This window comes from Pedomonas sp., assembly GCF_036515995.1.
Lineage (GTDB): Bacteria > Pseudomonadota > Alphaproteobacteria > Sphingomonadales > Sphingomonadaceae > Pedomonas.
Window position 1 is genome coordinate 18,273 of the sequence record NZ_DATBUP010000219.1, and the last position, 23,917, is coordinate 42,189.

Sequence of the window (23,917 nt, forward strand, 5' to 3'; positions counted from 1 at the left end):
GGAGAATAGCAATGAAATCTCTCGCCCTCTTTCTGATCGCCTCACTATTCCTGTCCTCCTCATTGAATGCAGCCGTTCTATCTCCTCTGGACCGCCAGATACTGGCCCGGAATATTGCTTCGGGTAGTGAGTATACAGTTTTGATAATGGCCACTAAAGATGGCCGACATTTAGAGTATGTAGACTATCTAAAGAAGAATGGTGTTGCCATTCGCTACAACTTCGAGCCAGTTGGCTATTTGCGCGTGCGCGCGCCAACAAAGGATATGATCAGACTCGCAGCGCATGATGCTGTGCTCGCTGCAGCGACCGAAGGCGGGCAATACCTTCTTGCAAGCGACCGGGCAGCGAAGGCATCGATACAAACGGCCAGTGACCATTCCAACAGAAAAGTTGATTTTCGGAATTATCTAAAAAATTTACGCGCCGACAGCGATCCAAATGGCTTTGAAGAGTCCAGAATAGTCAGCTTCAAGAAGGCCAACCCGACCTTTGATGGTCGTGGCACAACGATCGCCATTGTCGAGGGAGTTGTCGATCCGTTCATGCCAGAGCTTAAGCATGCGCTTGATATCAATGGCAACTTTGTTGAGAAAATTACCGGGATTGACACCGCTTTTGCCTTTGATCCTGACGCCCCCTTGCAGGAACTGTATGAAAATCCTGGTGGTCGCTTGGAGAAGAATTTTGTCCGCCTGACAGACACTGCGTTAACCAGCGGTCGTATAATGAAGTTCGAAACCTATGAAATTAAGGTCCCACGTCAAGGGTCATATCGCGTCGGAAAATATTTCGCTCCCATAATGACTGGTGCTTCATCGCTCCAGGACTCTTCGGGTAATCGCTTCGTTCTGTTAGTTCATGATGCCAAAACAGGTTGTTATTATCTTGATCTCAATGCGGATCTCGACCTTTCCGACGAAGAGTGCGCGAGAGAATACACTCGGTTCGAAGACATGACCTATGCGCAGCCGGAGGGTTACATCGCCGAGGCGCCGGTTCTTATCATCCCCAGTCGTGATGACGAAGGCGTTGTCGTATCGGTACCGTATAATCATACAGTCTCGGTTGCCTTGGCGGCAGCCGGCCACCGGTATTTCGGCAGTTCACTATCTGGCGTAGCCCCGGCAGCTAGGCTGCATTTGACGAATATTGATCTCTATCGAACAGCATCGCTTATCGAAGGGCTTATCCAGGCAGCCAGGCAGAAAGACGTTGATATCATCACCATCCAGACTGGGCCAAAGGACATTATCGACTGGAAGGAGAGTGTGATTTCGGTCATTGCCGACCGCATCGTTCTGAAACTGGACAAGCTCATATTTGCATCGGCTGGCAACACGACAACCAATGGTCCCAATACCGTGCGCCAGTTTCAAAGTGCACAGATGGTTATTACCGTTGGGCAATATCATTCCCCGCGGGTGCAGTCATTCATGACCGGCGAACGCAATCCTGTTCCGCACCGCTTTCCTTCTGCAACTGGCCCGACAGAAGATGGCCGACTTAAACCGGACTTGCTTGCGCCGAGCAGCCTCATCACTCCTAGCCTGGAATATGTGCAGACTGATCTATATGGCTGTCCTAATATTCTTCCTTTCCCCCGGCTTGATTGTCCGGGCGGCACGTCAATGGCGGCGCCGGTTGCGGCCGGTGCAGGGGCGCTTCTTTGGAGTGCCGCCAGGCAGGCGGGTCTGGACGTAAAAGCGTCCGATATCCGCGCCGCTCTTCTGAACTCGGCGCGGCATATTGATGGTTTTGCGCCGTACGAAGAAGGAAACGGCGTGTTAGACGTCGTGGCAGCATGGGACTATCTGCAGAAGAGCCTTCGCACCAAGCCTGCGATTGTCTCTGTTGATGCTCCGGTTGCTACGCCGTTCAGTCCGTATTTCGCCCGGCCCAATCGGGGGGAGGGCCTATATGAGATCGCGGGGTGGACGCCTGGCGCGACCCACACTCGCTCCATCCAGCTTCGGCGCACCTCTGGTCGGCAAGGGGAAGAGACATATCTCTTGCGCTTCGTCGGTGAACGTAGCTCGGCCTTCAAACTGATGCAAAATACCATTCGGCTCCCTTTGAACAAGTCGGCGGAAATCCAGGTTCATATCGCTCCGCAGGCCGAGGGCGTGCATTCTGCCCTTCTTGAGCTTTTCGATCCAAAGGCCAGGATTCCTGCGGCCAGAATTCCTTTGACGGTCGTGGCAGGCCGAGAGCTTCAGGGTGACGCAGTTCGACGGGCGGTTCTTTCGGCAACGGCAACTGGTGACAGCCCCCCTCTTTTTTTCTTCCATGTTCCGGATAAGGCGCGAGCGCTTCAGGTTTCTGTGTCAGGTGGACCAAAGTACGAAGGCATGCCATTGATCTATGCGCCATATGGCGAAGACAGTTTGCACATTGACAAGTACATCGAGAGTCCACGCTTGGCCGCTTTGCATGCCGATATAAGCGAGGAGGTCGGCGCCCAACCTATCGAGCGAGTTGAGCAGTCCTATTTTCTCCCGGCCCAGGGCCTTTGGTGGGTCAGCTTGCCCGGGGCACAACCGGGCAAAACCTATAGCCTTTCAGTGCAAGCTGTCGTGTCGAATGACAGCAGTGATGTTCAGCCAGCAGGCGGCCTCATGGACGAGGCTGCGAATTGGGACGCGGTGGCATCCAAGCTTGCGTCCCCTGAAGCACGCGTCATCGAAGGGCAGCGGTTTCGAGGACAGGTGTCTACCGGACAAAATATACCGCCGGCGCTCATTCCAATTGATATACCCGAGAATACCCTGCGCATTGTTGCGGAAGCACGGCTGCAAGACCATGATAGCGGGTCAAACGTGCCGCTCACTTTCACATTGATGGAGTGCAAGGTTTTCCGCTGCTATGCGCGGCTTTCCGGGGCTGGATCCGGCAAGGCGGGCTTCGTTATGGCTAAACCGCCGGTGGGCAGGTGGTTTCTCGCGGTTGACGCCCTGCTCGATCATCGCCAACCAACCTTGCTCAATTATGAGATTATGCTTGCGTCGGCTGAGTCCCCAGATGCTTCTGCAGTCACTACGATTGACTCAGTTGATTTCAGCCTTGCAGAAGCCGTTGCACCGGCGTCGGTCAGACGAAAACACCAAGTCTGCCGTTATGTCGAACTCATTGATAGTCAATTTCAGAAAATGGATTACTGGCTCGTCAAAGCGCCGAAGTATTACAAGCGTGTCGTCGCAAGCTCTGAGGCAATTCCGCTGCAAAGACGCCCATTGGGTGGTCAGGTGAGCTGCTAGGCAACCATCGAAGCGGATATTCGATATCTTACTATTAGGGACATGTGACCGCTTGGTCACATGTCCCTTGTTTTACTTAAGATTACATATACATGCCGCTTGCGTCGAACGGATCCATTGCAGGGCGCATCCACGGCGAACCTTTGGTGAGCTTGCTGGCACGGCCAAACTTCGTAACCATTCTCAGTGTCCTTTCTAAATATGTTACGCCACGGCTGGGTGGCTAAAAAATATTAAAAGGTGTTAACGGTAAGCTCAAATCAATATGGAATGTATTATCTGATTGCATATGTTGTATTCGACTGGGCTTCGCGATTATGAAAAAATACGACAAATTTCAGATCAGTGGTATTTTAATTATAAAAGCGTTTTGTTGAGATGTTTTCGTCATGGCGAAAACTTCAATTTCCGGATGGGCATAATCTCTTTAGATAATCTGAGCCTGATTTCAGATAGAATGCTTCCACCTATTGCAATATATGACGGCACCCATGATGTCGATAATCTGAGGATTCGGGTTGATATTGTCTTCGATGGAAAAACGTAATGCTTTTTCGACGGCTTCTTTGGATAGGATCCTGTCTTTGATCAGGGTCGAACTCATAATATAATCCCTGAGAAAGTCATGATTTAATCGTATTATTTCCTGGTAAAAGTTATTAATCCCACCTTTCGATTGGGCAAATATATTTCTTTTGGGCCCTTGATCCTTAAAAGCCATCCGCGCCAGTCCTCTATCGGCCCCGGTATGGCAGAACAAGTAAGTTGGAATTCTATAGACGACTTCCAGCAAGGGCTGCGATAATAGCGGATGGCACCAGGAAATTTCGTTTTTCGGATGAGTGGAGCGGCGCAGAGGAGTGCTCAGGCGAGTGGTTGCGACATGGAGCTGCTTGGCAGCTGGTATTCTTTCTAAATCAGGTAGCCAATGAGCAAAGCGCTGCCTTACATCAATCTGCTTGTTGAAATCTTGGGATACAAAATGAACGCTGTTGGTATCAGAAAAATCCGACGTGATATCCCAGTCGTGCCCGGAAATATGGCATCTAAGTGCTTTGCCTAGAATCTTCCAGACCGACCTTTGGGAGACCTGTGAAATCTGCTGGATAATACTGACAATGCCCCGGTCAAAGCCATTTCTTGATATGTAGTCTTCGATAAAGAACCGGCTGCCTGCACCAAATATGCCGTCCCCACCTTCGCCACTAAAATAAACATCCGCGTCCAATCGGCTCGCAAGATCGCGCTCGAAAGTGGCCTTTGCCATAATGTGCCGCGACATAATCGGCTCGGCCGACACCCTGAACTCCGTTATGAGCGACAGGTCCACTTCGGAAGCGACATCTTTCTTGGATAAAAGTTCGATGTCATAATGTTCTGCAGCGTTTTTGGCGCGTTCTCGCTCATCGGAATCGATGCCATCGGAATAGTAGCAAATCGCGGTTATCTTTCGCTCAGGCGACGGGCTCTTCAACGCGGCGAGAACGATCGTTGAATCAAGGCCGCCTGAAAGGCGGTGGATAATATTATCATACAAATCCGCCCAGGACTGGACGACATCCTCGACTGTTTCGCGCAGAATCCGGGTTGCAGTTTGAGCGTCCTTCAGTTGCTCGCCCTCGCAGAACTGCCGCGGATGCCAGTAGACGGACTTTGTGACGTTGCCGTCGGCAATCGTCATTCCCTGTCCAGGCACAAGCTTGTTTATCTCGTGGAAACCGGTATCCGGGTAATCCATCAAAGGCAGGCGTGTGAAGAACGCAATATGCTCGTAATTAAACGTCAATGAAGTCAGGCGAAGCGCTGCGAAGTGCTCCATCTCAGAAAAGCAGATAATGAGATTTTTGGTCTCGAAATAGAATATTGGGATAGATCCACTTGGATCTCTGATCACAGTGGGCAGCCGTGTCTGGCCATCGTAGAGGAATGCAGCATACCGTCCCCAATAGTTCTCGAGGAGTTTTGCGCCTTTTGAGTTAACAATGGCCTTGGTCGCGGCTTGGTCGATCTGGCGATCGACTCGCCCCGAGGGGCGTCCCTGAGCTCTGGAGAACAGCGTTCCAATGACGACTCCCTGTCCGTCATTAAGAACATAGGTATCGATGCCCTTGTCGCCTGATCCCGCTACGAGAAGAATGAGCCCGGGCGCATCCAGGATAGTATGATACTCGATCAGACGCCGCTTAATTTCCTGAGCTAGAGTATGTGCGATCGCTTCGTCGGCTGTGCTCTTGGGAATAACGGCAAAATATGATTGTGCCATTGTTGCCTCCTAGACAACCAGTATGGGGACGAACGGGACTGTTGCGCCCAAAGTGTCGGTTGCCATGACTTCGCCGACCTGAACCCAGCAGTGTGCTTCAAATGGGTCTGTCTTCACGGAGAAAATCCAGCGGGGATCAAAGCCGTATTTCCGGAGGAACAAAATGATGACGATGCAGTCAAAATAGCAATGATCCGATGCTGTGTAAAAATACGGTCTTATTCTGCGAAAATTATAGACCAGTTCGGAAAGACGCTCTTCATCGGTGCAGACCGTTGTATTTTTCTGATGTTTCGTGAGCCTTGAGAGCGTGGACGAGAATCCGAGCAGTTTTGCGTAAAAGAGGGCCCTCAGAAGACAAGTGATAAAATCATAGATGATTTTCGGACCAAGGTGATCCGTTCTGTAATATAGAATATCAGTCAAATCGCGCCGAGGTGGTGGGCAGTATCTTGGCTTGCTGAGCTTTGGATGGCGAGTTTCTGAAATAATTTTTTCATCGAGGAGTGTGTTTATCAAAGCACGAATCTCGCCATCAACGTCGGCACTTTGATTAAGTGCATTGGGATCAATTTTGCCGGTAAACACCAAGCTTTTTAGACGAGGTGTAAAATTGGGCGGCAGTGCCATGTAGCTATCATGAAGGGTATCGAGTAAAATTATTTGTCCATTTGCAATACACGTGTGTACATGTTCGGCGAGATGAAAAGTCATCATTTCGACTTTCTGATTAATAAGATTTGGGCGGGAGGCTGTCGGTCTACTATCCAAAGTCAATGCATGTTGATCAGGTAAGTTCGTTGAAATCATTAAGCGTGATCTCTGATTGCTTGTTCTCTTATGTTGCGGGTCTATCCTGTGGATGAGTATAATAAAAAGATTTTTGGTTTTACCGGGAATTTTATCATCTATCTGCATCAGTGCAGAGCAAATATGAGAAATACATTTTTCGTCTATCGAATTTTACCAAAATATGATTTTCTAACTCCGCTTGTCGCGTTCTCGGTAAATTTTTTCTTTTTAAGGGGAGATTCCGAATTCTGCATAATCTGACGCCAAGAAGGCGTTCGGCAAAGTCGGGGCAGACCGTTTGGACAAATTCCGCCGCCTTTCTGACCAAATTTCCCGGGGTCGAGGGCTCCCGTCTGTCCTAGACTGCGTATTGTTGGTGGGCTTGAGCTGATACCAGAGGCTGCACATCGAGGGTGGTTGGATAGAAACGGTCGATTGGATGCGCATGCTGAAAACGAAGGATACTGGTGCTTCTTTAAACCAGGTGCAAACGTCCGCCTCTGGCAAGTGGGATGCTTTGCGTCAGCTCTTCAGGATTGGCAATCTAACGCTTCCCAACCGTGTGGTCATGTCGCCGATGACGCGCCGGTTCTCGCCGGGCGGCGTCCCAACGACGAATGTGGCGGTCTATTACCAGCGCCGGGCCGTGGGCAATGTCGGGTTGATCCTGACGGAAGGCACAACGATCGATCGGCCAGGTGCGCGCAATCATGCCGACATCCCTTTCTTTCATGGAGATGTGCCCCTGGCGGGCTGGGCGAGCGTCGTTAAGAGCGTGCATGCGGCCGGAGGGCGGATCGGGCCCCAGCTCTGGCATGTGGGCTCCGTCCCCAACCAGGCGCAGGTCTGGGAGGACGGCCCCGAGGCCGAGAGCCCGTCGGGGCTGTTCTCAACGCGTCAGCCGCGGGGCAGGCAAATGAGCGAGGAGGATATTGCCGATACCATCGCAGCCTTTGCCAGGGCCGCCGCGACGGCGGAGCGGCTCGGCTTCGATACGGTCGAGTTGCATGGTGGCCATGGATATCTGATTGATCAGTTTTTCTGGGAGGAGACGAATCGGCGCAGTGACCGCTACGGCGGTAAGACGCTTGCCGAGCGGGCTCGTTTCGCAGCCGAGCTGATCCGCGCGGTGCGCGCGGCGGTCAGCCCGGGGTTTCCCATTATCCTGCGGGTCAGCCAGTGGAAGCTGCAGGATTATACGGCACGCCTGGCGACAAGCCCGACAGAGCTTGGCCAGTGGCTCGGCCCGCTGGTAGAAGCGGGCGTTGATGTCCTCGACTGCTCGCAGCGGCGGTTCTGGGAGCCGGAGTTCCCGGATGTTGACGGCAAGACAGGCCTCAATCTGGCAGGCTGGGCCAAGAAACTGACCGGTGCGGCTACAATCGCAGTGGGCTCGGTCGGCTTGCCGGTCGAGCAAGCCACGCCCATCGGTGCGGATACAGGCGCTGTTCTTGATAATCTTACGGCACGCCTGGAGCGGGGCGAATTCGATCTTGTGGCGGTGGGACGCGCTCTGCTCAGCGATCCCAACTGGTGCGCTAAGATCTTCGGACTCAATCCAGAGGAGCCGCTGCTGCATCAGACCGAGCATCTCGGCCATTTGGTCTGAACGCGGTCACCAGCTGGTTCATCAAAGCCAGCGCAATATTGTCGCTTTGCAGCCCAAGGAATGCTCAGTTCCCTCCGGTCTCTGCTTTCCTGCCTGCCTTGCAGCAAGCCAGGTTAGCATTTGATGAAGGCTGCCAGATTTTCGGTTGCCGCCCTCAGTTCAAGTTCCGTGAGCTCAGGCCCTAAAACGTCCAGATAGGCCGAGGCATCCGTGCAGACCTGAGCAATGGTGCGCATCAGCAAAGTGGCCCTTGCAAACTGCAGTCGGGCCTCTGGATTATCGCCCAGCGTCTCGACAAATCCTGGGACCTTGAGCGCGCCCAGGTGGTGGATCAGCCCGGCCCGGTCAGCGTGCAGCCGCTCGCGAAAGCTGGGCTCGTACAATTCCAGCTGGAGCACAAGGCCGCTGATGTAGCCGTGTACCGTGTACATATGGACCAGCTGGTCGAGCCACAGGCGCAGCCCTTCCGGGCGGCGCACCTGAGGATCGCACAGCTTTTCGTAATGGCTTCGCCAGTTGGGGCCGATGCCGTCATAGATCTCGATGGCCAGCGCCAGCTTGGACTCAAAATGCTGGTAGAACGTGGCGCGGCTTATATTGGCCGCGCGGATCAGGTCATCGATCGTTGCATGGACATAGGGCGTCTGCGAGAAGACGCGCGCGGCGCCGGACAGAATGGCGGCGCGGGTCTGCTGGCGCAGGTTGACCTGATAGGCGCTGCGGCCCTTTGCGCGCTCCTTGCGGACCCTGGTGGATGAAATATGCGTCAAGGCTGCCTGCGCCCCTGGTGGATTGGCTGTCACACGCTTTCTTTCCTCAAATTCCCTGAGACCTGCAACCGGCCAAAGGGGGGAGCCAGTGTATCGGCGCGCCCTTGATCCGGGCCTGGCTGCGCCTCTGGCGATACTGCCGCTCAAAATCGGGGGGGTATGGTCCGTGGCTCCGCCTTTGGATTGAAGATAGACCATACTGCCAGTATGCCCTTAAAGGAACACAAGCCGGGGGGGCGATGATGGTAGAAGAGCAGCTGGTCCTTGAGGCATCGGGCATACCTCACTGGACGCACAGCGCCGAGGTCGTCGTCGTCGGTTTCGGCATGGCAGGCGCCTGCGCGGCGATCGAGGCCCGCCAGGCCGGCGCTTCCGTCATTGTGATCGAGCGGACCAGCGGCGGCACGGGCAGCACTTCGGCCGCTGCAGGACATTTTTACCTAGGCGGCGGCACCGCCGTACAACAAGCCTGCGGCTTTGAAGACAGCGCCGAGGACATGGCGCGTTACCTGGAGGCGGTGTCGCCTGCCCCCAACCTGGACAAGATCCGGCTCTACAGCGAGGGGAGCGTCAGCCATTTTGACTGGCTCGAGACCCAAGGGGTCCCTTTTGATCGCAGCTTCTACCCGGAAAAGAACGTCGTCCAGCCGGGCCGCGAATGCCTGATCTGGACCGGCAACGAGGAGGTGTGGCCCTATCGGGACATGGCCCGCCCGGCACCGCGGGGCCATAAGGTTGCCTTTGATGGTGAGGAAGGCGGCGGCGCGCTTGCCTTGCGCACCCTGTCCGAGAGGGCGGCGGACCTCGGTGCCGCGATCCTGGTCGATACGAAAGTCGACGCCCTCATCCGGGAGGATGAGCGGATTATCGGCATCAGGGCGAAGAGTTTTGGCGAGACGCTCTACGTCAAGGCGCTCCACGGGGTGATCCTCTGTGCGGGCGGATTTGGCCAGAACGCGGAGATGGTTGCAAAGTATGCCCCGATCCTTGGCTCCGCCTACGTTCAGGGAAGCCCCCATGACGATGGCCTCTCGATCCGGCTCGGCATGGCGGCAGGCGGGGCAACGGAGCATATGGACGAGGCCTTCCTCACATCGCCCTTCTATCCGCCGCAGGATTTGCTCAAGGGCATCCTCGTCAATGGGGAGGGCAGGCGCTTCGTCGCCGAGGATTCCTATCACAGTCGCTCGAGCATCGCCTGTGCGCGACAGCCTGAGGGTACTGTCTACCTGATCGTTGACGCGGACATCTTCGCCTATCCGCGCTTTGCCGCTCTCACCAACCAGAGCCTCGTCGACGGGTTCGAGAGCATTGCAGAGATGGAAAAAGGGCTCAGCCTGCCCGAGGGGCGCCTCGTGGCAACGCTGCAAGGCTATAACGCTGCAGCAGCCAGGGGCGAGGACCCGGAGTTTCACAAGCACCCCAAGTGGCTGAAGCCGCTGGATCAGGGCCCGTTTGCCGCCTTCGACCTTTCCTTCGGGAAGGCTGTCTACACCGGCTTTACGCTCGGCGGCCTCAAGGTCTCGACCGATGGCGAGGTCCTGACCGAGGCTGGCCGGCCGATCAGCGGCCTCTATGCCGCCGGTGCCTGCGCCTCCAACATCGCACAGGACAGCAACGGTTATGCCTCCGGCACGTGCCTTGGCGAGGCTTCGTTCTTTGGTCGCCGGGCAGGGCAACATGCGGCGACAGCTGGAAGGCAAGGGGCGTGAGGGTGCTCTTTTGCCAGAGCGGCGATAGGACGTCCCATCGCGCCTCCAGACAATCTGTCATCCAGCGCCCCACTTCAGGACAGGACCATTTATGATCAGCTCAACGCGCGCGCCCATCGATCAGCTCGGCTTTGTCACGGATAATCTCGACCACGCCGTTCAGAGCTGGACGGAGCGGTTCGGCGTCGGGCCGTGGACGGTCTATCGCAACGTCCGCCTGGAAGGCGAATATAAGGGCCAGCCGACGACCGTCGTGATGAACGTGGCGCTCGGCTATCGCGGCCACGAGCAGATCGAGTTTATCGAGGTCGCCAGCACCTCGCCCTCGCCCTATCAGGACGACAAGGGGGTGGCCCTGTGCGGTCTCCATCATGTCGCCTGGATCGTGGACGACCTGGATGCCGTCGCTCAGGAATTCGAGGACAAAGGACTGGTCCCGGTATTTCGGGCCGAAAATGCCGCGGTGCGCGTGATCTATTTTGCCGATAGCGCCCAGCCCGGTGCGCTGTTCGAGCTCATTCAAGGGCAGACATCCCGGGCGGATCATGCCGCAGGGGTTGCCCTGGCGCGCATCTGGGACGGAAGTAACCCGATCACGGAAATCGATCTGAGCGGACTTTGACGCGGCGCGGCGTCCGACGCGTCGGAAAAACAATCCCTGGGGGAGGACAAAAATTATGAAGGCTGTCGTCTATCGCGGCGTCTCACACCCGCTTGCAGTCGAGACCGTGCCGGATCCGACCCCAAGGCCGGATGAGGTAGTGCTGAAGGTCCTGCGCGCGGGTATCTGCGGCAGCGATCTGCACATGGCAAGCCTCGGCAAGGCCGCGCCGGGGACGATCTTCGGACACGAATTCTCCGGCGAGATCGTTGCCAAGGGCCGGGAGGTTGCGCTCCCGTACGGCATCGGCGACATCGTGACTGCCAACCCTTATGACTCCTGCCGTACCTGCGAGGTCTGCGGCGAGGGCCATATGGGGCTGTGCAGCGTTGGGGTTTGCGTCGGCACGGATCTAAACCGGCCCGGCGCCTATGCGGAATATCTCGCCGTCAAGGCGCACATGCTGCACCGCCTGCCGAGCGGCGTCTCGATGGCCGAAGGCGCGATGGTCGAGCCATTGACGGTCGCTTACCATACCGTCCACCGTGCGGCGTTGCGACCGGATGACGATGTGCTGATCATGGGTGGCGGTCCCATCGGCGCGGCTGTCACGCTGTTTGCCCGGCTGGCAGGCGCACGCAATATCGTGGTGAGCGAGCCGAGCGAAGTGCGCCGTCAGGGCGCTCGGGATTTTGGCGCAACGGGCGTGATTGATCCGACCAAAGGCCCGCTGGCCGAACTGGCCGCGCGCCAGTTGGGTGCGGCGCCTTCGGTCGTTATTGAATGCGTCGGCACGCCCGGGCGGATTCAGGACGCCATGATGGCGGTCAAGATCAAAGGGCGGGTCATCATCCCCGGCGTCTGCATGGAAGAAGACCGCTTTTATCCGGTGATCGGCATCATGAAGGAGCTGGACCTGCAGTTCAGCCAGACCGCGACGGACAGCGATTTCGAGGCGGTCATCGATCTGATCGCCAAGCGCGAGATCGAACCCTTGCAGCTTTTGACCCGGACCATTTCGCTTGATGAAGTGGATGCAACCTTCCAGGGGCTGACGCAGGATCCCTCGCAGATCAAGGTTCTGATCGACCCGGCCCTTGCCTGACGAATGCCAGGCAAGGCGGGTCATTGTTGTACGCAGGTCCGGGCATTTTACCGAAACTGATAGCTTACGCCTGGGGCACGCTGCCCTAGAGTTCTCGTGCGGATAATCGGTGGGGGAAGAAGCAATGCGCTTTCACTATGCAGAGTCGATGACCAATCCCGCGTTTTATATTCCCTTGGCGCAGGCCGCCGAGGACGCCGGCTACTTCGGCTTCGTCATACCCGACAGCCTGATTTACCCCAAGGCCTCCGATACGGCCTATTCCTATACGGAAGATGGCGGTCGGGAATTTCTGGAAAACAAGCCGTTCATTGAAACCTTCACGCTGGCGATGGCCATGGGCGCGGCAACGAAGACGCTGCATTTCACGCCCAACGTTCTGAAGCTGCCGGTGCGCCCGCCGCTGTATTCCGCAAAGATTGCCGCATCGATCGCGGTGTTGACCAATAACCGCTTTACGCTCGGCGCCGGTCTCAGCGTCTGGCCGGAAGACTATGCCGTCATGGGCGTGCCCTGGGAGAAGCGCGGGGAGCGCTTCGACGAATGCATCGAGATCTTCCGCGGGCTGACCGCCGGGGGATATTTCGAGTTCCACGGCAAGCATTTCGACCTGCCGCCGGTCAAGATCAACCCGGTGCCCGACAAGCCGATCGACGTGCTCATCGGCGGTCACAGCGATGCGGCCCTGAAGCGGGCCGCCCGCAATGACGGCTGGATGTTCGCAGGCGGCGGTCACGAGGTGCTGGAGCCGCTCCTTAAAAAATATCAGGCCTTCCGGCAGGACCTTGCCCAGCCGGGCCGCAAGAACATCATCTTTGCAAGCGCCATTGGCGACTGCGACTATGATGCGATCGCCCGCTACCGGGACATGGGCGTGACGGACCTGGCTGTCGTGTTCCGCAATCTTTATGCGCGCGAGGAAGATACCCAGCCGCTGGAGACCAAGATCAGCGATCTGCGCCGCTTCGCCGATGACGTCATAAGCAAGTTTGCTTGAGCCAGGCCGTGCACGACCATGACCTGATCCGCGACCTGCTGACAGCGCCTTTGGAGCACCTGATGGCGCGTGCCCGTGACCTGCGCGATACAGGTCACGGCACGCTGGTCAGCTATTCGCGCAAGGTCTTCATTCCCTTGACGCACCTGTGCCGCGACGTGTGCAGCTATTGCACCTTCTCGCGACAGCCCAAGCGGGGCAGGCCGGCTTACCTGACGCCGGATGAGGTGCTGGAGATCGCCCGCGCCGGCCAGGTGGCGGGCTGCACCGAGGCGCTGTTCACCCTGGGCGATCGCCCGGAGGATCGCCATCGCGTCGCGCGCGAAGCCTTGGCCCAGATGGGCTATGCCAGCACGGTTGAGTATCTGGAGGCCATGTGCCGCCTGGTGATCCGCGAGACCGGCCTTCTGCCGCACGTTAACCCGGGCGTCCTCACGCGTGAGGAGATGCAGCGCCTGCGCTCCTGCAGCATCTCGCTCGGCCTCATGCTCGAGAGCACGTCCGAGCGGCTATGCCAGAAGGGCGGCGTGCACTACGGCTCGCCCGACAAGGCGCCGGCGGTGCGCCTTGTCATGCTCCGCGAGGCAGGGCGCCTCAGCATTCCCTTCACCAGCGGCCTGCTCATTGGTATCGGCGAGACGCGCCAGGAGCGGCTCGAGACCCTTATTGCCCTGCGCGATATCGGGCGCGAGTCCGGCCATCTTCAGGAAGTCATCGTCCAGAACTTCAGGGCCAAGGCCGGCACGCCCATGGCGGGCAAGCCCGAGCCTGACCTGGATGAGCTGCTCTGGACCATCGCCTGCGCCCGGATCATCTTGGGTCCGGGCATGAACATTCAGGCGCCCCCCAATCTTTCGGGCGATGATTTTGGCGTGCTTCTGGAGGCCGGGATCAACGATTGGGGCGGGGTCTCGCCCGTGACCCTTGATCACGTCAACCCCGAAGCTCCCTGGCCCGAGATCGCGCGCCTGGGCCGGGTGACCGCCGCCCACGGCAAGACTCTTGTCCAGCGCTTTGCAACCTACCCGTCCTACCTTGCGGATCTGGCGCGCTGGGTTGATGCGTCCCTTCACCGCCCCTTGCGTGAGGCGATGGATGCCAGCGGCCGCCCGCGGGACGACACCTGGCGCACCGGGGCCAGGCAGCTGCCGGCCCAGCTGATCCTGACCGGCTCGGCTGTCGACCCGAAGGTGACCGACGCCCTGCGCCGGACACGGGCAGGCGAGGTGCTGGATGAGGAGGCGGCAACGGCGCTCTTTGAGGCGCGCGGGGCCAGCTACTCGGCCATCCTCGAGGCGGCCGATGCGCTGCGCGCCGAGACCGTCGGCGAGACCGTGCGCTACGTCGTTAATCGGAACATCAACTATACCAACATCTGCCACCATGGCTGCGGCTTCTGTGCCTTCTCCAAGGGACGGCGGAGCGCCGAGCTGCGTGGCCCTGCCTACAGGCTCGACCTCGATGAAATTTCCCGCCGGGCCGAAGAGGCCTGGGCGCGCGGCGCTACGGAAGTCTGCATGCAAGGGGGCATCCACCCGAGCTATACCGGTCAATCCTACCTCGACATTCTGGCCGCGGCCAAGCGGGGGGCGCCCGGCATCCACGTTCACGCCTTCTCGCCGCTCGAGGTCACGCACGGCGCGGCATCGCTCGGTCTGCCTATTCCGGTCTATCTTGCGCGCCTGCGGGACGCGGGTCTTGGCTCCCTGCCGGGCACGGCCGCTGAAATCCTGGACGATGACATCAGGGCCATCCTGTGCGCGGACAAGCTGAACACCCAGCAATGGCTGGATGTCATCGAGGCGGCCCATGAGGTCGGCCTGCGCACGACCGCAACTATTATGTTCGGGCATGTCGAGCAGCCGCGGCACTGGGCCCGCCACCTGCTGCGCATCCGTGCCCTCCAGGTGCGCACCAATGGCTTTACCGAGTTCGTGCCCCTGCCGTTTGTTGCTGCCGAGGCGCCGATCTACCTGCGCGGTCAGGCCCGGCCCGGTCCGACCTGGCGTGAGGTCATGCTGATGCATGCCGTTGCGCGCCTCGTCCTGCACCCGGTCATTCCCCAGATCCAGGTCTCCTGGGTCAAGCTTGGCGAGGCGGGCGTTCGCGCAGCGCTTGGCGCCGGCGCCAGCGACCTGGGCGGCACCTTGATGAACGAGAGCATCTCGCGGGCGGCAGGCGCGTCCCATGGACAGGAGTGGACGCCCGAGACGATGGACCAGGTGATCCGCTCAGCCGGGCGCACGCCTCAACAGCGCACCACACTTTACGGCCAGCCGCTCGCCTCTCAGGTGGCATGTTCCTATGGAGCGGCCGGCCTTCAGCCCCTTCAACTCGGAGCGACCAAATGACGACTGCATCGCGACCCACCATTGCTGTTCTGGGCGGTGCCGGCCAGGAGGGGCGCGGCCTTGCGGCCCGCTGGGCACGGGCCGGTTATCCGATCATCATCGGTTCGCGCGATCCCGTCCGGGGCGAGAGCGCGGCAGCCGAGCTTGCGGCCCTGACCAAGGGCTCAGTCTCCGCCGCCAGCAATGCAGAGGCGGCAGAGCAGGGGCAGATCGTCGTCCTGACCGTTCCCTACCGCGCCCAGCAGGCTCTGGCACTCGAGGTTGCCCCCTATCTCTCCGGCAAGGTCGTCATCGATGTCACCGTCCCGCTCGTCCCGCCCAAGGTCGCGCGCGTGCAGCTGCCCGAAGGCGGCTCGGCGGTCGATGCGCTCCAGAAGGCGCTGGGCGATGATGTCCGGGTGGTTGCTGCGTTTCAGAATGTCTCGGCCCATCAGTTGCTCGAGTTGGACCATGAGGTCGACTGCGACGTGCTCGTGTTCGGGGACGATGATGCGGCACGTCAGACCGTCTGCGAGCTGGCCGAGGCCATCGGCCTTGTGGCCTATCACGCTGGCCCGCTGGCCAATGCGGCGGCGGCCGAGGCGCTGACCTCCGTCCTCATCTGGATGAACAAGCGCTACAAGTCGCCGCTGGGGGCAGGCATCCGCATCAGCGGCCTGCCCGCCCAGGGCGTATGATCAGGGCGGGCGGACCGGGCTGCAATCGATCGGGGGCGATAGTGCTGGCGTCGTGACCAGCGGCGCTTAAAGTGCAGGGACACGGTCGCAAAGAGTACAAGTCATGGAACAGCTCTCGATCCTTCCTGTCAGGGACTTCCCGCTGATCAAGCAGGGCGATGATCTTGCCCATGCAATTCGGGAGGCCTGCGACCGGACGGGCCTTCCCTTGCAAACGGGCGATGTCATTGTCCTGGCCCAGAAGATCGTCTCCAAGTCCGAAGGCCGCCTGGTGCGTCTGAGCGAAGTCACGCCGTCCCAGCGCGCCATCGAATTGGCGCAACAGTGCGCCAAGGACCCGCGGCTGGTCGAACTCGTCCTCTCAGAGGCGAGCGCTGTCATGCGTGTGCGGCCGGGCGTGCTCATCGTCCGTCATCGCCTCGGCCTGGTCCTCGCCAATGCGGGCATCGACCAATCCAACATCTCCCATGAAGACGGCGAGCAGGCCCTGCTCCTGCCGGTTGATCCGGACGCCAGTGCCGAGCGTATTCGCCAAAGCATTGCCCGGTTTTGTGGTGTTGATGTTGGTGTGCTGATCATCGACAGCCTGGGCCGAGCCTGGCGCATGGGAACGACGGGAACGGCGATCGGTGCCGCCGGTCTGCCAACGCTTCTTGACCTGCGTGGGCGGGACGACCTTTACGGACGCAAGCTCCAGACCAGCGAGCTCGGTTATGCCGACGAAGTGGCTGCAGCCGCGTCGCTGATGATGGGCCAGGCCAATGAGGGCACGCCCGTTGTCATCGTGCGGGGTTTGAAGACAGTGGCGCCAACAGGCCGGGCCACTGACCTGGTACGCCCTGCCGAGAAGGATCTTTTCCCATGATTGTAGCGCTTGCGGGTGGGGTCGGCGGCGCGCGCATGGCCGCAGGCCTTGCGGCGTGCCTGCCCGGTGGGGATCTGACGGTCGTCGTCAATACGGGCGATGATTTTGAGCATCTGGGATTGGCGATCTCGCCGGACATCGACAGCGTGCTCTACACTCTGGCCGGCCTTAATGACACTGTCCGGGGCTGGGGCCAGTCGGGCGAGACCTGGGCCTTCATGGAGGCTCTTGGCAAGCTCGGCGGGCCCGACTGGTTTTTACTCGGCGATCGGGACCTGGCGACCCATGTCCTGCGCACCGAGCGCCTGCGCCGTCAGACCCTGTCCGAGGTGACGGAAGGATTCGCGCGTCAGCTTTCGATCCCGCACACCGTCCTGCCGATGAGCGATGATCCGGTGCGCACCATCGTCTTGACAGATGAGGGAGAGCTGCCGTTCCAGGAGTATTTCGTCAGCAGGCAGGCCCGCCCGGTCTATAAGGGTCTGCGGCTCGAGGGCGTCGAGGCGGCGCGTGCGGCCCCGGGCGTCATCGAGGCCATCCGGAAGGCCAACGCGATTGTTGTCTGTCCCTCCAATCCCTGGCTGTCGATTGCTCCGATCCTGAGGGTGCCTGGCATCGAGGCGGAAGTGCAGGCGGCGCGCGAGCGCGGGTGCCCGGTTGTTGCCGTCTCGCCGTTCATCGGCGGGCAGGCGGTCAAGGGACCTGCCGCCAAGATCATGCACGAGCTCGGCCTTGAGCCGACGCCTGCGGCACTGGCAAGGCTCTACGACGACTTTGCAACGGCGCTCGTCATCGACAATCAGGATGCGCAGCAGGCGCTGCCCGCAATCCCGGTCCATGTAACCGACACGCTCATGCGTGATGCTGCCGGGCAGGCGCGGCTTGGCCGGGACGTGCTCGTTTTTGTCCGCGCCTTGAGGCCATGACCTGCACCCTTGTCCTGCCGGTCAAGCCGTTTGCCGAAGGCAAGAGCCGCTTGGCGCCGATGCTGGAGGCGGTGGAGCGCGCCTCCCTGGCCCGGAATTGCTTCTTGCATGTGCTGGCAACGGTCCGGGCCGGCGCGCCGGACGTGCGGCTCGAGGTCCATTCGCGCTGCCCTGAGGTCCTCCGGCTGGCAGGAAACGCCGGGGTCGCGGAAGATGGCCAAACACTGATCGACGTGCTGGAGGCCGCCAGAGGGCGGGCCATCAGGCGGGCCGATGCGCACTTCATGGTCCTGTTCGCGGACCTGCCCTTGATTACCGCATCTGACGTGCAGGATCTGGTGAGAGCGACCATCAGAAGCGGTTTTGTCCTCTGCCCCGATCGGGCAGGCAGCGGCACGAACGCGCTCGGGCTCTCCCTTGGGGTCAACCTGCCATTTCTTTTCGGGCAGGACAGCTTTGCGCGGTTTGGCAGGGCGGCCAGCGCGCTGGGCTACTCGCCCGAACGGCTGGTAACGGCTGGCCTTGCAACGGATCTGGATACGCCCGAGGACCTGGTTCTCATACGGCAGCATCAGGGTGCGATAGCTCTGACTCAGGGCGCACGGCCTTGCCTCGATCCGCCGGACAAGTGCGGGGTAAAGGCATAATATCACAGCGCCTCCAGTTGCGCGCAAAGCGGGACAGCCGGTGTTCCAACTCCCGTCTGGCTTGGCCGTTGGCGCCGTGACTTGTGTATTTGGCCCAAGGCGTCAGAATGCCGGTTTGCAAAGAAAAACGCATCGGATCGATGAAAACGGAAGATGGCAACGAGGCCACGCAGGCCATCCTCGAGAGTGCGACCCGCATTGCCTCGGCAGAAGGCCTGGCGGGCATCACCGTCCGCGGCGTTGCAAGCGCGGCAAAGGTCGCGCCGTCTGCTGTCATCTACTATTTCCAGACGGTCGGCGGCCTCTTGAGCGCCGTCCACCGTCATGTCGCCGGCATGCTGGAGACTTGGCGAGAGAGGACGCTTCAGGCGCTGGACGACCCAAGCACGCGGCTGCTGTCCGCAGAAGCCCTAAGCGTCGCTGCGCTGTCGAGCCTGATTGCCGAGCAGGGGCTGCAGGTCATTTTGCAGCAGGACCTGCACCGTGCGGCCATGCGGAAGACAGTAACTTTAGCAGATCCGCCGATGGCAGCCATCAGGGCGCGGGAGCGCTTCTGGCAGAGGCTGCTTGAATGCCATCGTCTTTCTCCAGAACAGGTGCGCGTCCGGGCCATGGTGGCAGAGGGGCTGCTGCCTTTTGTGCTGCTGGACCGGGTGCATCTGCGACAGACCGCGCTTATTGCCGCCGTTATGCGCCGGCTGGAGCTGCGGCTGTCGCGCCGCCCGGTCGATGCGGTGCGCGCCGATCCCGTTCTTGTAAGAGAAGCTCGGGCACCTGAGATGCCGCGGGGCAAACGGCTGCTGGTCGAGGCGGCCATCCGGGTGATCGGACAGGAGGGGCTCAGCCAGCTCACGCATCGGAAGGTTGCCGCCGAGGCGGGTCTGTCGTTGGCCTCGACAACCTATTTCTATGCCTCGAAGGATGCCCTGATCGACGATGCTTTTTTCCAGATGCAGCATGTCGCAGTGAACAGCGTGATCAGCGCGGACAGGCCCCGCAATCAGTTCCTCTCTTCCATCCTCCTGGACGAGGCGGGGGAAGAGCGCTGGGAAATGGCGGCGATGACCGAGCTCAACCGGGCCGCCATCCGGTCGGCCCGCCATGACGGCCTTGCCAGAACGCTGCGCCAGGTGCGCGGGGTCGATGGCATGCGCTGGCTTCGCGCCCATGGGCACGCCACTGCCGATCATCTCGACGGTATCTTATGGTCGGCGGCAACGACGGTGCTGGGAGAAGAAGCCCTCTGCCTGCCGCCCTCCGAGCGCCGCGCCTTCTTGGACCAGGAGACGGTCAGGATTCTGGAGGCCCTGTTTGGTGCCGAATGCGCGACTTGAGCGCATTAGAATCATGGATCTGAAAATTATAGTGTTACGCTCGAACCAGCAGGCCTTCACCGTCTTGGAAATGGACGGATAGTGAAGCAGCGCTTGGTCAGGGGCGGAGCGCTAGTTCCCTCCTCATACTGACTTCCCGGGCGCACGGTGCGATTAGCTCCTTAGCATCTTGTTTCTACAGCCCCCTCATGTTATGTATATCCCTATGGCATATCCCAGAACAGCCGGAGGCAGCGATGACGAGTTCAACGGTTTTCATCAGCAACCGGAGCCAGGCAGTGCGTCTGCCCAAGGCGGTCGCATTCCCAGAGGATGTGCATCAGGTTGATATTCTGAAGATTGGTCGAAGCCGTGTAATTGTGCCTCAGGGCAAACGGTGGGACGATCTCTTCCTACATGGCCCGCGTGTCAGTGATGATTTCATGGACGAGCGCGTACAACCTCCAATGGAAGAACGTGAGTCTTTCTAATGCTGACCTATATGCTTGATACCAACATCTGCATCTATGTTATGAAAACCTACCCGCCTTCTGTTCGGGAGAAGTTCAATGCGCTGGCGGATCAGCTCTGCATATCGAGCATCACACTTGGCGAGTTGCACTACGGCGCGGAGAAATCGGCCCGACGGATCGAGAACCTGACCGCCATAGAACATTTCGTGGCTCGGCTGGAGGTTCTGCCCTTCAGCGATAAGGCGGCGGTGCATTACGGACAGGTTCGGGCTGAACTGGAGCGCGCCGGGACACCCTGCGGCCCGCATGACATGCAGATCGGTGCTCATGCCCGCAGCGAGGGACTGATCGTGGTTACGAACAATATGAAGGAGTTCGTCCGAATGCCAGGCGTCCGCGTCGAGAACTGGATCTAGGCTTTTGGAGCGACCAGACAGGAAGCAGTGCTGCCTGCCGCCCTCCGGGCGCCGCGCCTTCCTGGACCAGGAGACGGTCAGGATCTTTGAGGTTTTATTTGGCGCTGAAGGGGCCGGCACCATGATCGCCATGGCATTGAACGTCAGAGAGTTAGAAGGTGAGGCGGCAATCAGCGAGATCTTTAGGGTCTTGTAACGCAACGGACAGCCAAGCAGCGCTCGCCAACAATGCGGAGCCCGCTCCCCTCTTAATTGCAGCGCAGCCGAAGGCGACGCGGAGCAGCATTCCATTAACCAGGGACAATTGTTTGCGGAGGCGTTTTCCCGCCTTCCGAGAGAACGGCTGAGCATGCGAACACGAGCGCGCTCGCCTGCTCAGATCGCTGGATGTTCAGGCTCGAGCGAGAGAAACCGTTGGCGAGTTGTTCCGACCGGCTCGTCTCCGCATCACCAATCTGAAGTATCGCCTCGCCGAGAGCTTTGGCGATCGGCTGGGGAAGAAGCCGGCGGTCCTTCCCGGTCGATGCGAGCTTATATGCAATCCGGCGGTTACTTGCGCCGGAAACGGGCCCTTCTCGACCAAATCCAGTATGACACTCGTGAAGTCCTTGCAGGCTGGCCTGAGTCCCCCACCATGGTGGTAGCCCCAAGGATCAGGCAGGCGCAGGCGAACCCTTCGGCCTGCGTGCCCCTGAGCGTGTCTCCCAGCGCGTGGCGATAGGTGATTGTGATCAAAGGCGGATGAACTGATCCTGCCAGCCATGCACACGTCCAACTCGTTGTCATATCAGTGTGTTATGTGAGATTCTCTTGGACGAGTTCGGCGATCCTGGGCGTTTGTCGGCGTTCCTGGCGCAGCGGTTCATCCAAGAACGAGGGCAGATTCACACAATGTGGATGATCTCACCTCGGCATGAGCATCGCAATTGAATTTTCAATTGTGATGTTATATAAATAATAGGACAACTGAACCATTCCATGGGACATCATTATGGCGCCCACAGCTCCATCCGGAACTCGCCGCCGCAGCCGCGCCAGCCACTTCGGTAGTAATGCCACGTCCACGGCATCTACGCGCAGCCGCCGTTCGGAGCCCGCACCGAGCGAGGATCTCGTTGAGGCCTTCGTCCTCCGGACCAGCCGTGCCCTCGCGCGAATTGCAAAGCGGATGCCGCGTGACCGTTTGCTGGCCGCCGTTGGAGCCTCGACCGACACAGACGTGCTGTTCAGCTCTCTGCGTGAAACCGCCGCGATTGGAGCAGAAATAGAGCCCGACAAGCCCGATGCTCTGACTGAAGCATTCCTGCGCGGATCTGAGATGAAGCGCGACATGTTGAAGGCGGAAGGCGGCGCTCTCTCCGCACAACAACTTGCGGAGCATTTGGGCATCACGCCGCAGGGTCTCGGCCGCAAGCGGGAGCGCAATCAAGTGTTCTGGCTCGACGTCGGAGATGGTTACGTCTACCCGGCCTTCCAGATCGGCAAAAACGGCCTGCTCTCGGGCATTCGGGAAGTGCTCGGCGCCTTCACGGTGGATGACCCTTGGATGCGCGTCAATTTCATGCTGACGGGCGACCAGCGGCTTGGCAATAAGCGGCCGATCGATGAACTGCGCAAGGGCAAGATTGATGACGTGGTGATGGCGGCGGCGGCTTATGGCGAACATGGCGCCGCCTAGTCCTGGCCCACTTCCGCCACCAGACTTCGCCAGTCGCGACCTCCCTGTTGAAGAGATTCCGAACGGTGCTCGCCTTATACGCATCCATCGGCGTGACCTCGACCCGCTCTTTTTCGGCTCGACAGGCAGCAATCGCTTCGATGATCCGACAACGTCATATGGGGTCTGCTATCTTGCGACGACGCTTGAGGGCGCCTTCGCGGAAACCTGCCTGCGCAGCGTTGGCGCACGCTTTGTCGCCATGTCTTTTCTGGAGGCCCGTTCTTTCTCTGAAGTGAAGGTCACCGCGCCCCTGCGCCTCGTTTCCCTTCACGGCCCCGGCTTGGCGCAGATCGGCGCGACAGGGGCCGTCACGAGTGGGCCTCATGCCGTTGCACAACGGTGGTCGCAAGCCATCCACGACCATCCCAGAGCGCCAGACGGCATTGCCTACCGCTCTAACCACGACAATGGGGAGATTTGCGTCGCGCTCTTTGAGCACGTCAGCGCTCACCTTGAGCCGGCGGTCCCCCCGCAGCCGATGACACAGGACCGCGACCGATTGGCTAAACTTCTTGCACGTTACAAGGTTGGTCTGGGATAGATCGATAATATCGACGGTGGAATCTTCCACGAGCAAAAACCTTATGCTGCCGCTCATCCCGAACAGCTCAGAGTTCTTCATCCACTGCCGCCGCCTAACTCATCGTCTTCTGGCCTTTATCGTCGCGCTCATGATGTGCCCATGGTCCACGCCAGCGCTGGCCGACCCATGTGAGGAGATTGTCTTCAGTTGCAGCACAGAAATTTGAGGGCTTGGTACGCTACGTGAGGGACAGTGAAAGCCTCTGCAGTGGTTAGTCGGCAACATCCAACAGTTGGATCGAAGTCCGCCTCGCTCAGCGGCTCCAGTAGAACACGGTTCAAGGCCTCCAGACACCGGCAGTTTACGGAGATGCTACCCGCCGAGATTGGTTACTCGGGTATGGCATGCAGATCGGCTCTCATGCGCGCAGCGAGGTGCTGATCGTGGTGACGAGCAACATGAAGGAGTTCGTCTAGATGCCGGGCATCCGCGTTGAGAACTGGATCTAGGCCTTCGCAGCGAGCGGACACGAAGTAGCGCTGGCCAAGAGGTCTGTGGCCATCCCATCCCTGTTGTTCAGGCTGCGAAAAATCAGTGCCGTGCTACGTGCCGCCCTCCGAGGGCCGCGCCTTCCTGGACCAGGAGGCGGTCAGGATCTTCGAGGTTTTGTTTGGCGCTGAAGGGGCGGCCGATTAGTCGCCAGCACGCCGCCGGACCGGCAGAATGATCAGGGCGGCGAGCAGCAGAATGACGAGAAAGACCAGAAACGCCGTATCGTAGGTGCCAGCCTGGTCATAGGCCTCGCCCACATAACGCAGCGCGGCAATATTCAGCGGGATCTGCAGCGGCACCATCAGTCCCATGATCGACCCGAACGAGGCGGTCCCGAAGCGGTTGGCG

At 59.4% G+C, this 23,917-nt stretch carries 19 protein-coding genes and 1 pseudogene; 16 read left to right on the plus strand and 4 right to left on the minus strand.

Annotation, left to right across the window (positions count from 1 at the left end):
- Nucleotides 1–11: 11 nt before the first annotated feature.
- Complete coding sequence (locus tag VIG90_RS15980; protein WP_331594516.1) at nt 12–3,257, plus strand: S8 family serine peptidase; 3,246 nt, start codon at nt 12–14, stop codon at nt 3,255–3,257.
- 448 nt (nt 3,258–3,705) lie between these two features.
- Here VIG90_RS15980 and VIG90_RS15985 read toward each other — a convergent pair whose 3' ends face one another.
- Together VIG90_RS15985 and VIG90_RS15990 are read right to left on the minus strand one after the other, a co-directional pair.
- On the minus strand, nt 3,706–5,520 hold the full coding sequence (locus tag VIG90_RS15985) for an asparagine synthase-related protein (protein ID WP_331594517.1): 1,815 nt from the start codon (nt 5,518–5,520) through the stop codon (nt 3,706–3,708).
- Between the two features lie 9 nt (nt 5,521–5,529).
- Nucleotides 5,530–6,150 (minus strand): lasso peptide biosynthesis B2 protein, encoded by a 621-nt coding sequence (locus VIG90_RS15990; RefSeq protein ID WP_331594518.1) that lies wholly within the window; start codon nt 6,148–6,150, stop codon nt 5,530–5,532.
- A gap of 601 nt (nt 6,151–6,751) precedes the next feature.
- Here VIG90_RS15990 and VIG90_RS15995 point away from each other — a divergent pair.
- A complete protein-coding gene (locus tag VIG90_RS15995) occupies nt 6,752–7,921 on the plus strand; it encodes an NADH:flavin oxidoreductase (protein WP_331594519.1) in 1,170 nt (389 codons plus the stop codon).
- Between the two features lie 113 nt (nt 7,922–8,034).
- On the opposite strand, the gene VIG90_RS16000 is transcribed toward VIG90_RS15995, so the two are convergent.
- Nucleotides 8,035–8,691 carry a TetR/AcrR family transcriptional regulator gene (locus tag VIG90_RS16000; protein ID WP_331594520.1) on the minus strand — a complete coding sequence of 219 codons (657 nt, stop codon included), beginning with the start codon at nt 8,689–8,691 and terminating at the stop codon, nt 8,035–8,037.
- 242 nt (nt 8,692–8,933) lie between these two features.
- On the opposite strand from VIG90_RS16000, the gene VIG90_RS16005 reads away from it, so the two are divergent.
- From VIG90_RS16005 to VIG90_RS16070, 14 genes are all read left to right on the plus strand, one after another.
- Nucleotides 8,934–10,403: an FAD-binding protein gene (locus VIG90_RS16005; RefSeq protein WP_331594521.1), complete on the plus strand. Its 1,470-nt coding sequence runs from the start codon at nt 8,934–8,936 to the stop codon at nt 10,401–10,403.
- A 91-nt stretch (nt 10,404–10,494) separates the two neighbouring features.
- On the plus strand, nt 10,495–11,025 hold the full coding sequence (locus tag VIG90_RS16010; protein WP_331594522.1) for a VOC family protein: 531 nt from the start codon (nt 10,495–10,497) through the stop codon (nt 11,023–11,025).
- 55 nt (nt 11,026–11,080) lie between these two features.
- Nucleotides 11,081–12,109: a zinc-dependent alcohol dehydrogenase gene (locus VIG90_RS16015; RefSeq protein WP_331594523.1), complete on the plus strand. Its 1,029-nt coding sequence runs from the start codon at nt 11,081–11,083 to the stop codon at nt 12,107–12,109.
- 124 nt (nt 12,110–12,233) lie between these two features.
- Nucleotides 12,234–13,106, plus strand: a complete 873-nt coding sequence (locus VIG90_RS16020; protein ID WP_331594524.1) for an LLM class flavin-dependent oxidoreductase — start codon at nt 12,234–12,236, stop codon at nt 13,104–13,106.
- Nucleotides 13,107–13,168: 62 nt separating this feature from the next.
- Nucleotides 13,169–15,457, plus strand: coding sequence for a 5-amino-6-(D-ribitylamino)uracil--L-tyrosine 4-hydroxyphenyl transferase CofH (gene cofH, locus VIG90_RS16025; RefSeq protein WP_414695515.1), 2,289 nt, complete (start codon nt 13,169–13,171; stop codon nt 15,455–15,457).
- Nucleotides 15,454–16,134 (plus strand): NADPH-dependent F420 reductase, encoded by a 681-nt coding sequence (gene npdG, locus VIG90_RS16030; protein ID WP_331594526.1) that lies wholly within the window; start codon nt 15,454–15,456, stop codon nt 16,132–16,134. The genes cofH and npdG overlap by 4 nt, the downstream gene beginning before the upstream one ends.
- Before the next feature lie 103 nt (nt 16,135–16,237).
- Nucleotides 16,238–16,999, plus strand: a complete 762-nt coding sequence (cofE, locus tag VIG90_RS16035; protein ID WP_331594527.1) for a coenzyme F420-0:L-glutamate ligase — start codon at nt 16,238–16,240, stop codon at nt 16,997–16,999.
- Nucleotides 16,996–17,925, plus strand: a complete 930-nt coding sequence (gene cofD, locus VIG90_RS16040; RefSeq protein WP_331594528.1) for a 2-phospho-L-lactate transferase — start codon at nt 16,996–16,998, stop codon at nt 17,923–17,925. Before cofE ends, cofD begins: the two co-directional genes overlap by 4 nt.
- Nucleotides 17,922–18,572 (plus strand): 2-phospho-L-lactate guanylyltransferase, encoded by a 651-nt coding sequence (gene cofC / locus VIG90_RS16045; protein WP_331594529.1) that lies wholly within the window; start codon nt 17,922–17,924, stop codon nt 18,570–18,572. Before cofD ends, cofC begins: the two co-directional genes overlap by 4 nt.
- Nucleotides 18,573–18,712: 140 nt before the next feature.
- Nucleotides 18,713–19,906 (plus strand): TetR family transcriptional regulator, encoded by a 1,194-nt coding sequence (locus VIG90_RS16050; RefSeq protein WP_331594530.1) that lies wholly within the window; start codon nt 18,713–18,715, stop codon nt 19,904–19,906.
- Between the two features lie 236 nt (nt 19,907–20,142).
- On the plus strand, nt 20,143–20,376 hold the full coding sequence (gene vapB / locus VIG90_RS16055; protein ID WP_331594531.1) for a type II toxin-antitoxin system VapB family antitoxin: 234 nt from the start codon (nt 20,143–20,145) through the stop codon (nt 20,374–20,376).
- Nucleotides 20,376–20,774 carry a type II toxin-antitoxin system tRNA(fMet)-specific endonuclease VapC gene (gene vapC / locus VIG90_RS16060; protein WP_331594532.1) on the plus strand — a complete coding sequence of 133 codons (399 nt, stop codon included), beginning with the start codon at nt 20,376–20,378 and terminating at the stop codon, nt 20,772–20,774. Before vapB ends, vapC begins: the two co-directional genes overlap by 1 nt.
- Nucleotides 20,775–21,942: 1,168 nt before the next feature.
- Nucleotides 21,943–22,452 (plus strand): hypothetical protein, encoded by a 510-nt coding sequence (locus tag VIG90_RS16065; RefSeq protein WP_331594533.1) that lies wholly within the window; start codon nt 21,943–21,945, stop codon nt 22,450–22,452.
- The gene (locus VIG90_RS16070; RefSeq protein ID WP_331594534.1) at nt 22,430–23,035 is read left to right on the plus strand and encodes an RES family NAD+ phosphorylase; all 606 of its coding nucleotides are present in this window, start codon (nt 22,430–22,432) and stop codon (nt 23,033–23,035) included. Before VIG90_RS16065 ends, VIG90_RS16070 begins: the two co-directional genes overlap by 23 nt.
- Nucleotides 23,036–23,709: 674 nt before the next feature.
- On the opposite strand, the pseudogene VIG90_RS16075 reads toward VIG90_RS16070, so the two are convergent.
- Nucleotides 23,710–23,917 (minus strand): annotated as a pseudogene (locus VIG90_RS16075) (hypothetical protein); the annotation flags it as partial.

Excerpts from the sequence above, each read along its gene's own strand:
- VIG90_RS15980 (WP_331594516.1), top strand. The coding sequence starts at position 12 with ATGAAATCTCTCGCCCTCTTTCTGATCGCCTCACTATTCCTGTCCTCC.
- VIG90_RS15985 (WP_331594517.1), bottom strand. The coding sequence starts at position 5,520 with ATGGCACAATCATATTTTGCCGTTATTCCCAAGAGCACAGCCGACGAA.
- VIG90_RS15990 (WP_331594518.1), bottom strand. The coding sequence starts at position 6,150 with ATGGCACTGCCGCCCAATTTTACACCTCGTCTAAAAAGCTTGGTGTTT.
- VIG90_RS15995 (WP_331594519.1), top strand. The coding sequence starts at position 6,752 with ATGCGCATGCTGAAAACGAAGGATACTGGTGCTTCTTTAAACCAGGTG.
- VIG90_RS16005 (WP_331594521.1), top strand. The coding sequence starts at position 8,934 with ATGGTAGAAGAGCAGCTGGTCCTTGAGGCATCGGGCATACCTCACTGG.
- VIG90_RS16010 (WP_331594522.1), top strand. The coding sequence starts at position 10,495 with ATGATCAGCTCAACGCGCGCGCCCATCGATCAGCTCGGCTTTGTCACG.
- VIG90_RS16015 (WP_331594523.1), top strand. The coding sequence starts at position 11,081 with ATGAAGGCTGTCGTCTATCGCGGCGTCTCACACCCGCTTGCAGTCGAG.
- VIG90_RS16020 (WP_331594524.1), top strand. The coding sequence starts at position 12,234 with ATGCGCTTTCACTATGCAGAGTCGATGACCAATCCCGCGTTTTATATT.
- cofH (WP_414695515.1), top strand. The coding sequence starts at position 13,169 with ATGGCGCGTGCCCGTGACCTGCGCGATACAGGTCACGGCACGCTGGTC.
- npdG (WP_331594526.1), top strand. The coding sequence starts at position 15,454 with ATGACGACTGCATCGCGACCCACCATTGCTGTTCTGGGCGGTGCCGGC.
- cofE (WP_331594527.1), top strand. The coding sequence starts at position 16,238 with ATGGAACAGCTCTCGATCCTTCCTGTCAGGGACTTCCCGCTGATCAAG.
- cofD (WP_331594528.1), top strand. The coding sequence starts at position 16,996 with ATGATTGTAGCGCTTGCGGGTGGGGTCGGCGGCGCGCGCATGGCCGCA.
- cofC (WP_331594529.1), top strand. The coding sequence starts at position 17,922 with ATGACCTGCACCCTTGTCCTGCCGGTCAAGCCGTTTGCCGAAGGCAAG.
- VIG90_RS16050 (WP_331594530.1), top strand. The coding sequence starts at position 18,713 with ATGAAAACGGAAGATGGCAACGAGGCCACGCAGGCCATCCTCGAGAGT.
- vapB (WP_331594531.1), top strand. The coding sequence starts at position 20,143 with ATGACGAGTTCAACGGTTTTCATCAGCAACCGGAGCCAGGCAGTGCGT.
- vapC (WP_331594532.1), top strand. The coding sequence starts at position 20,376 with ATGCTGACCTATATGCTTGATACCAACATCTGCATCTATGTTATGAAA.
- VIG90_RS16065 (WP_331594533.1), top strand. The coding sequence starts at position 21,943 with ATGCCGCGTGACCGTTTGCTGGCCGCCGTTGGAGCCTCGACCGACACA.
- VIG90_RS16070 (WP_331594534.1), top strand. The coding sequence starts at position 22,430 with ATGGCGAACATGGCGCCGCCTAGTCCTGGCCCACTTCCGCCACCAGAC.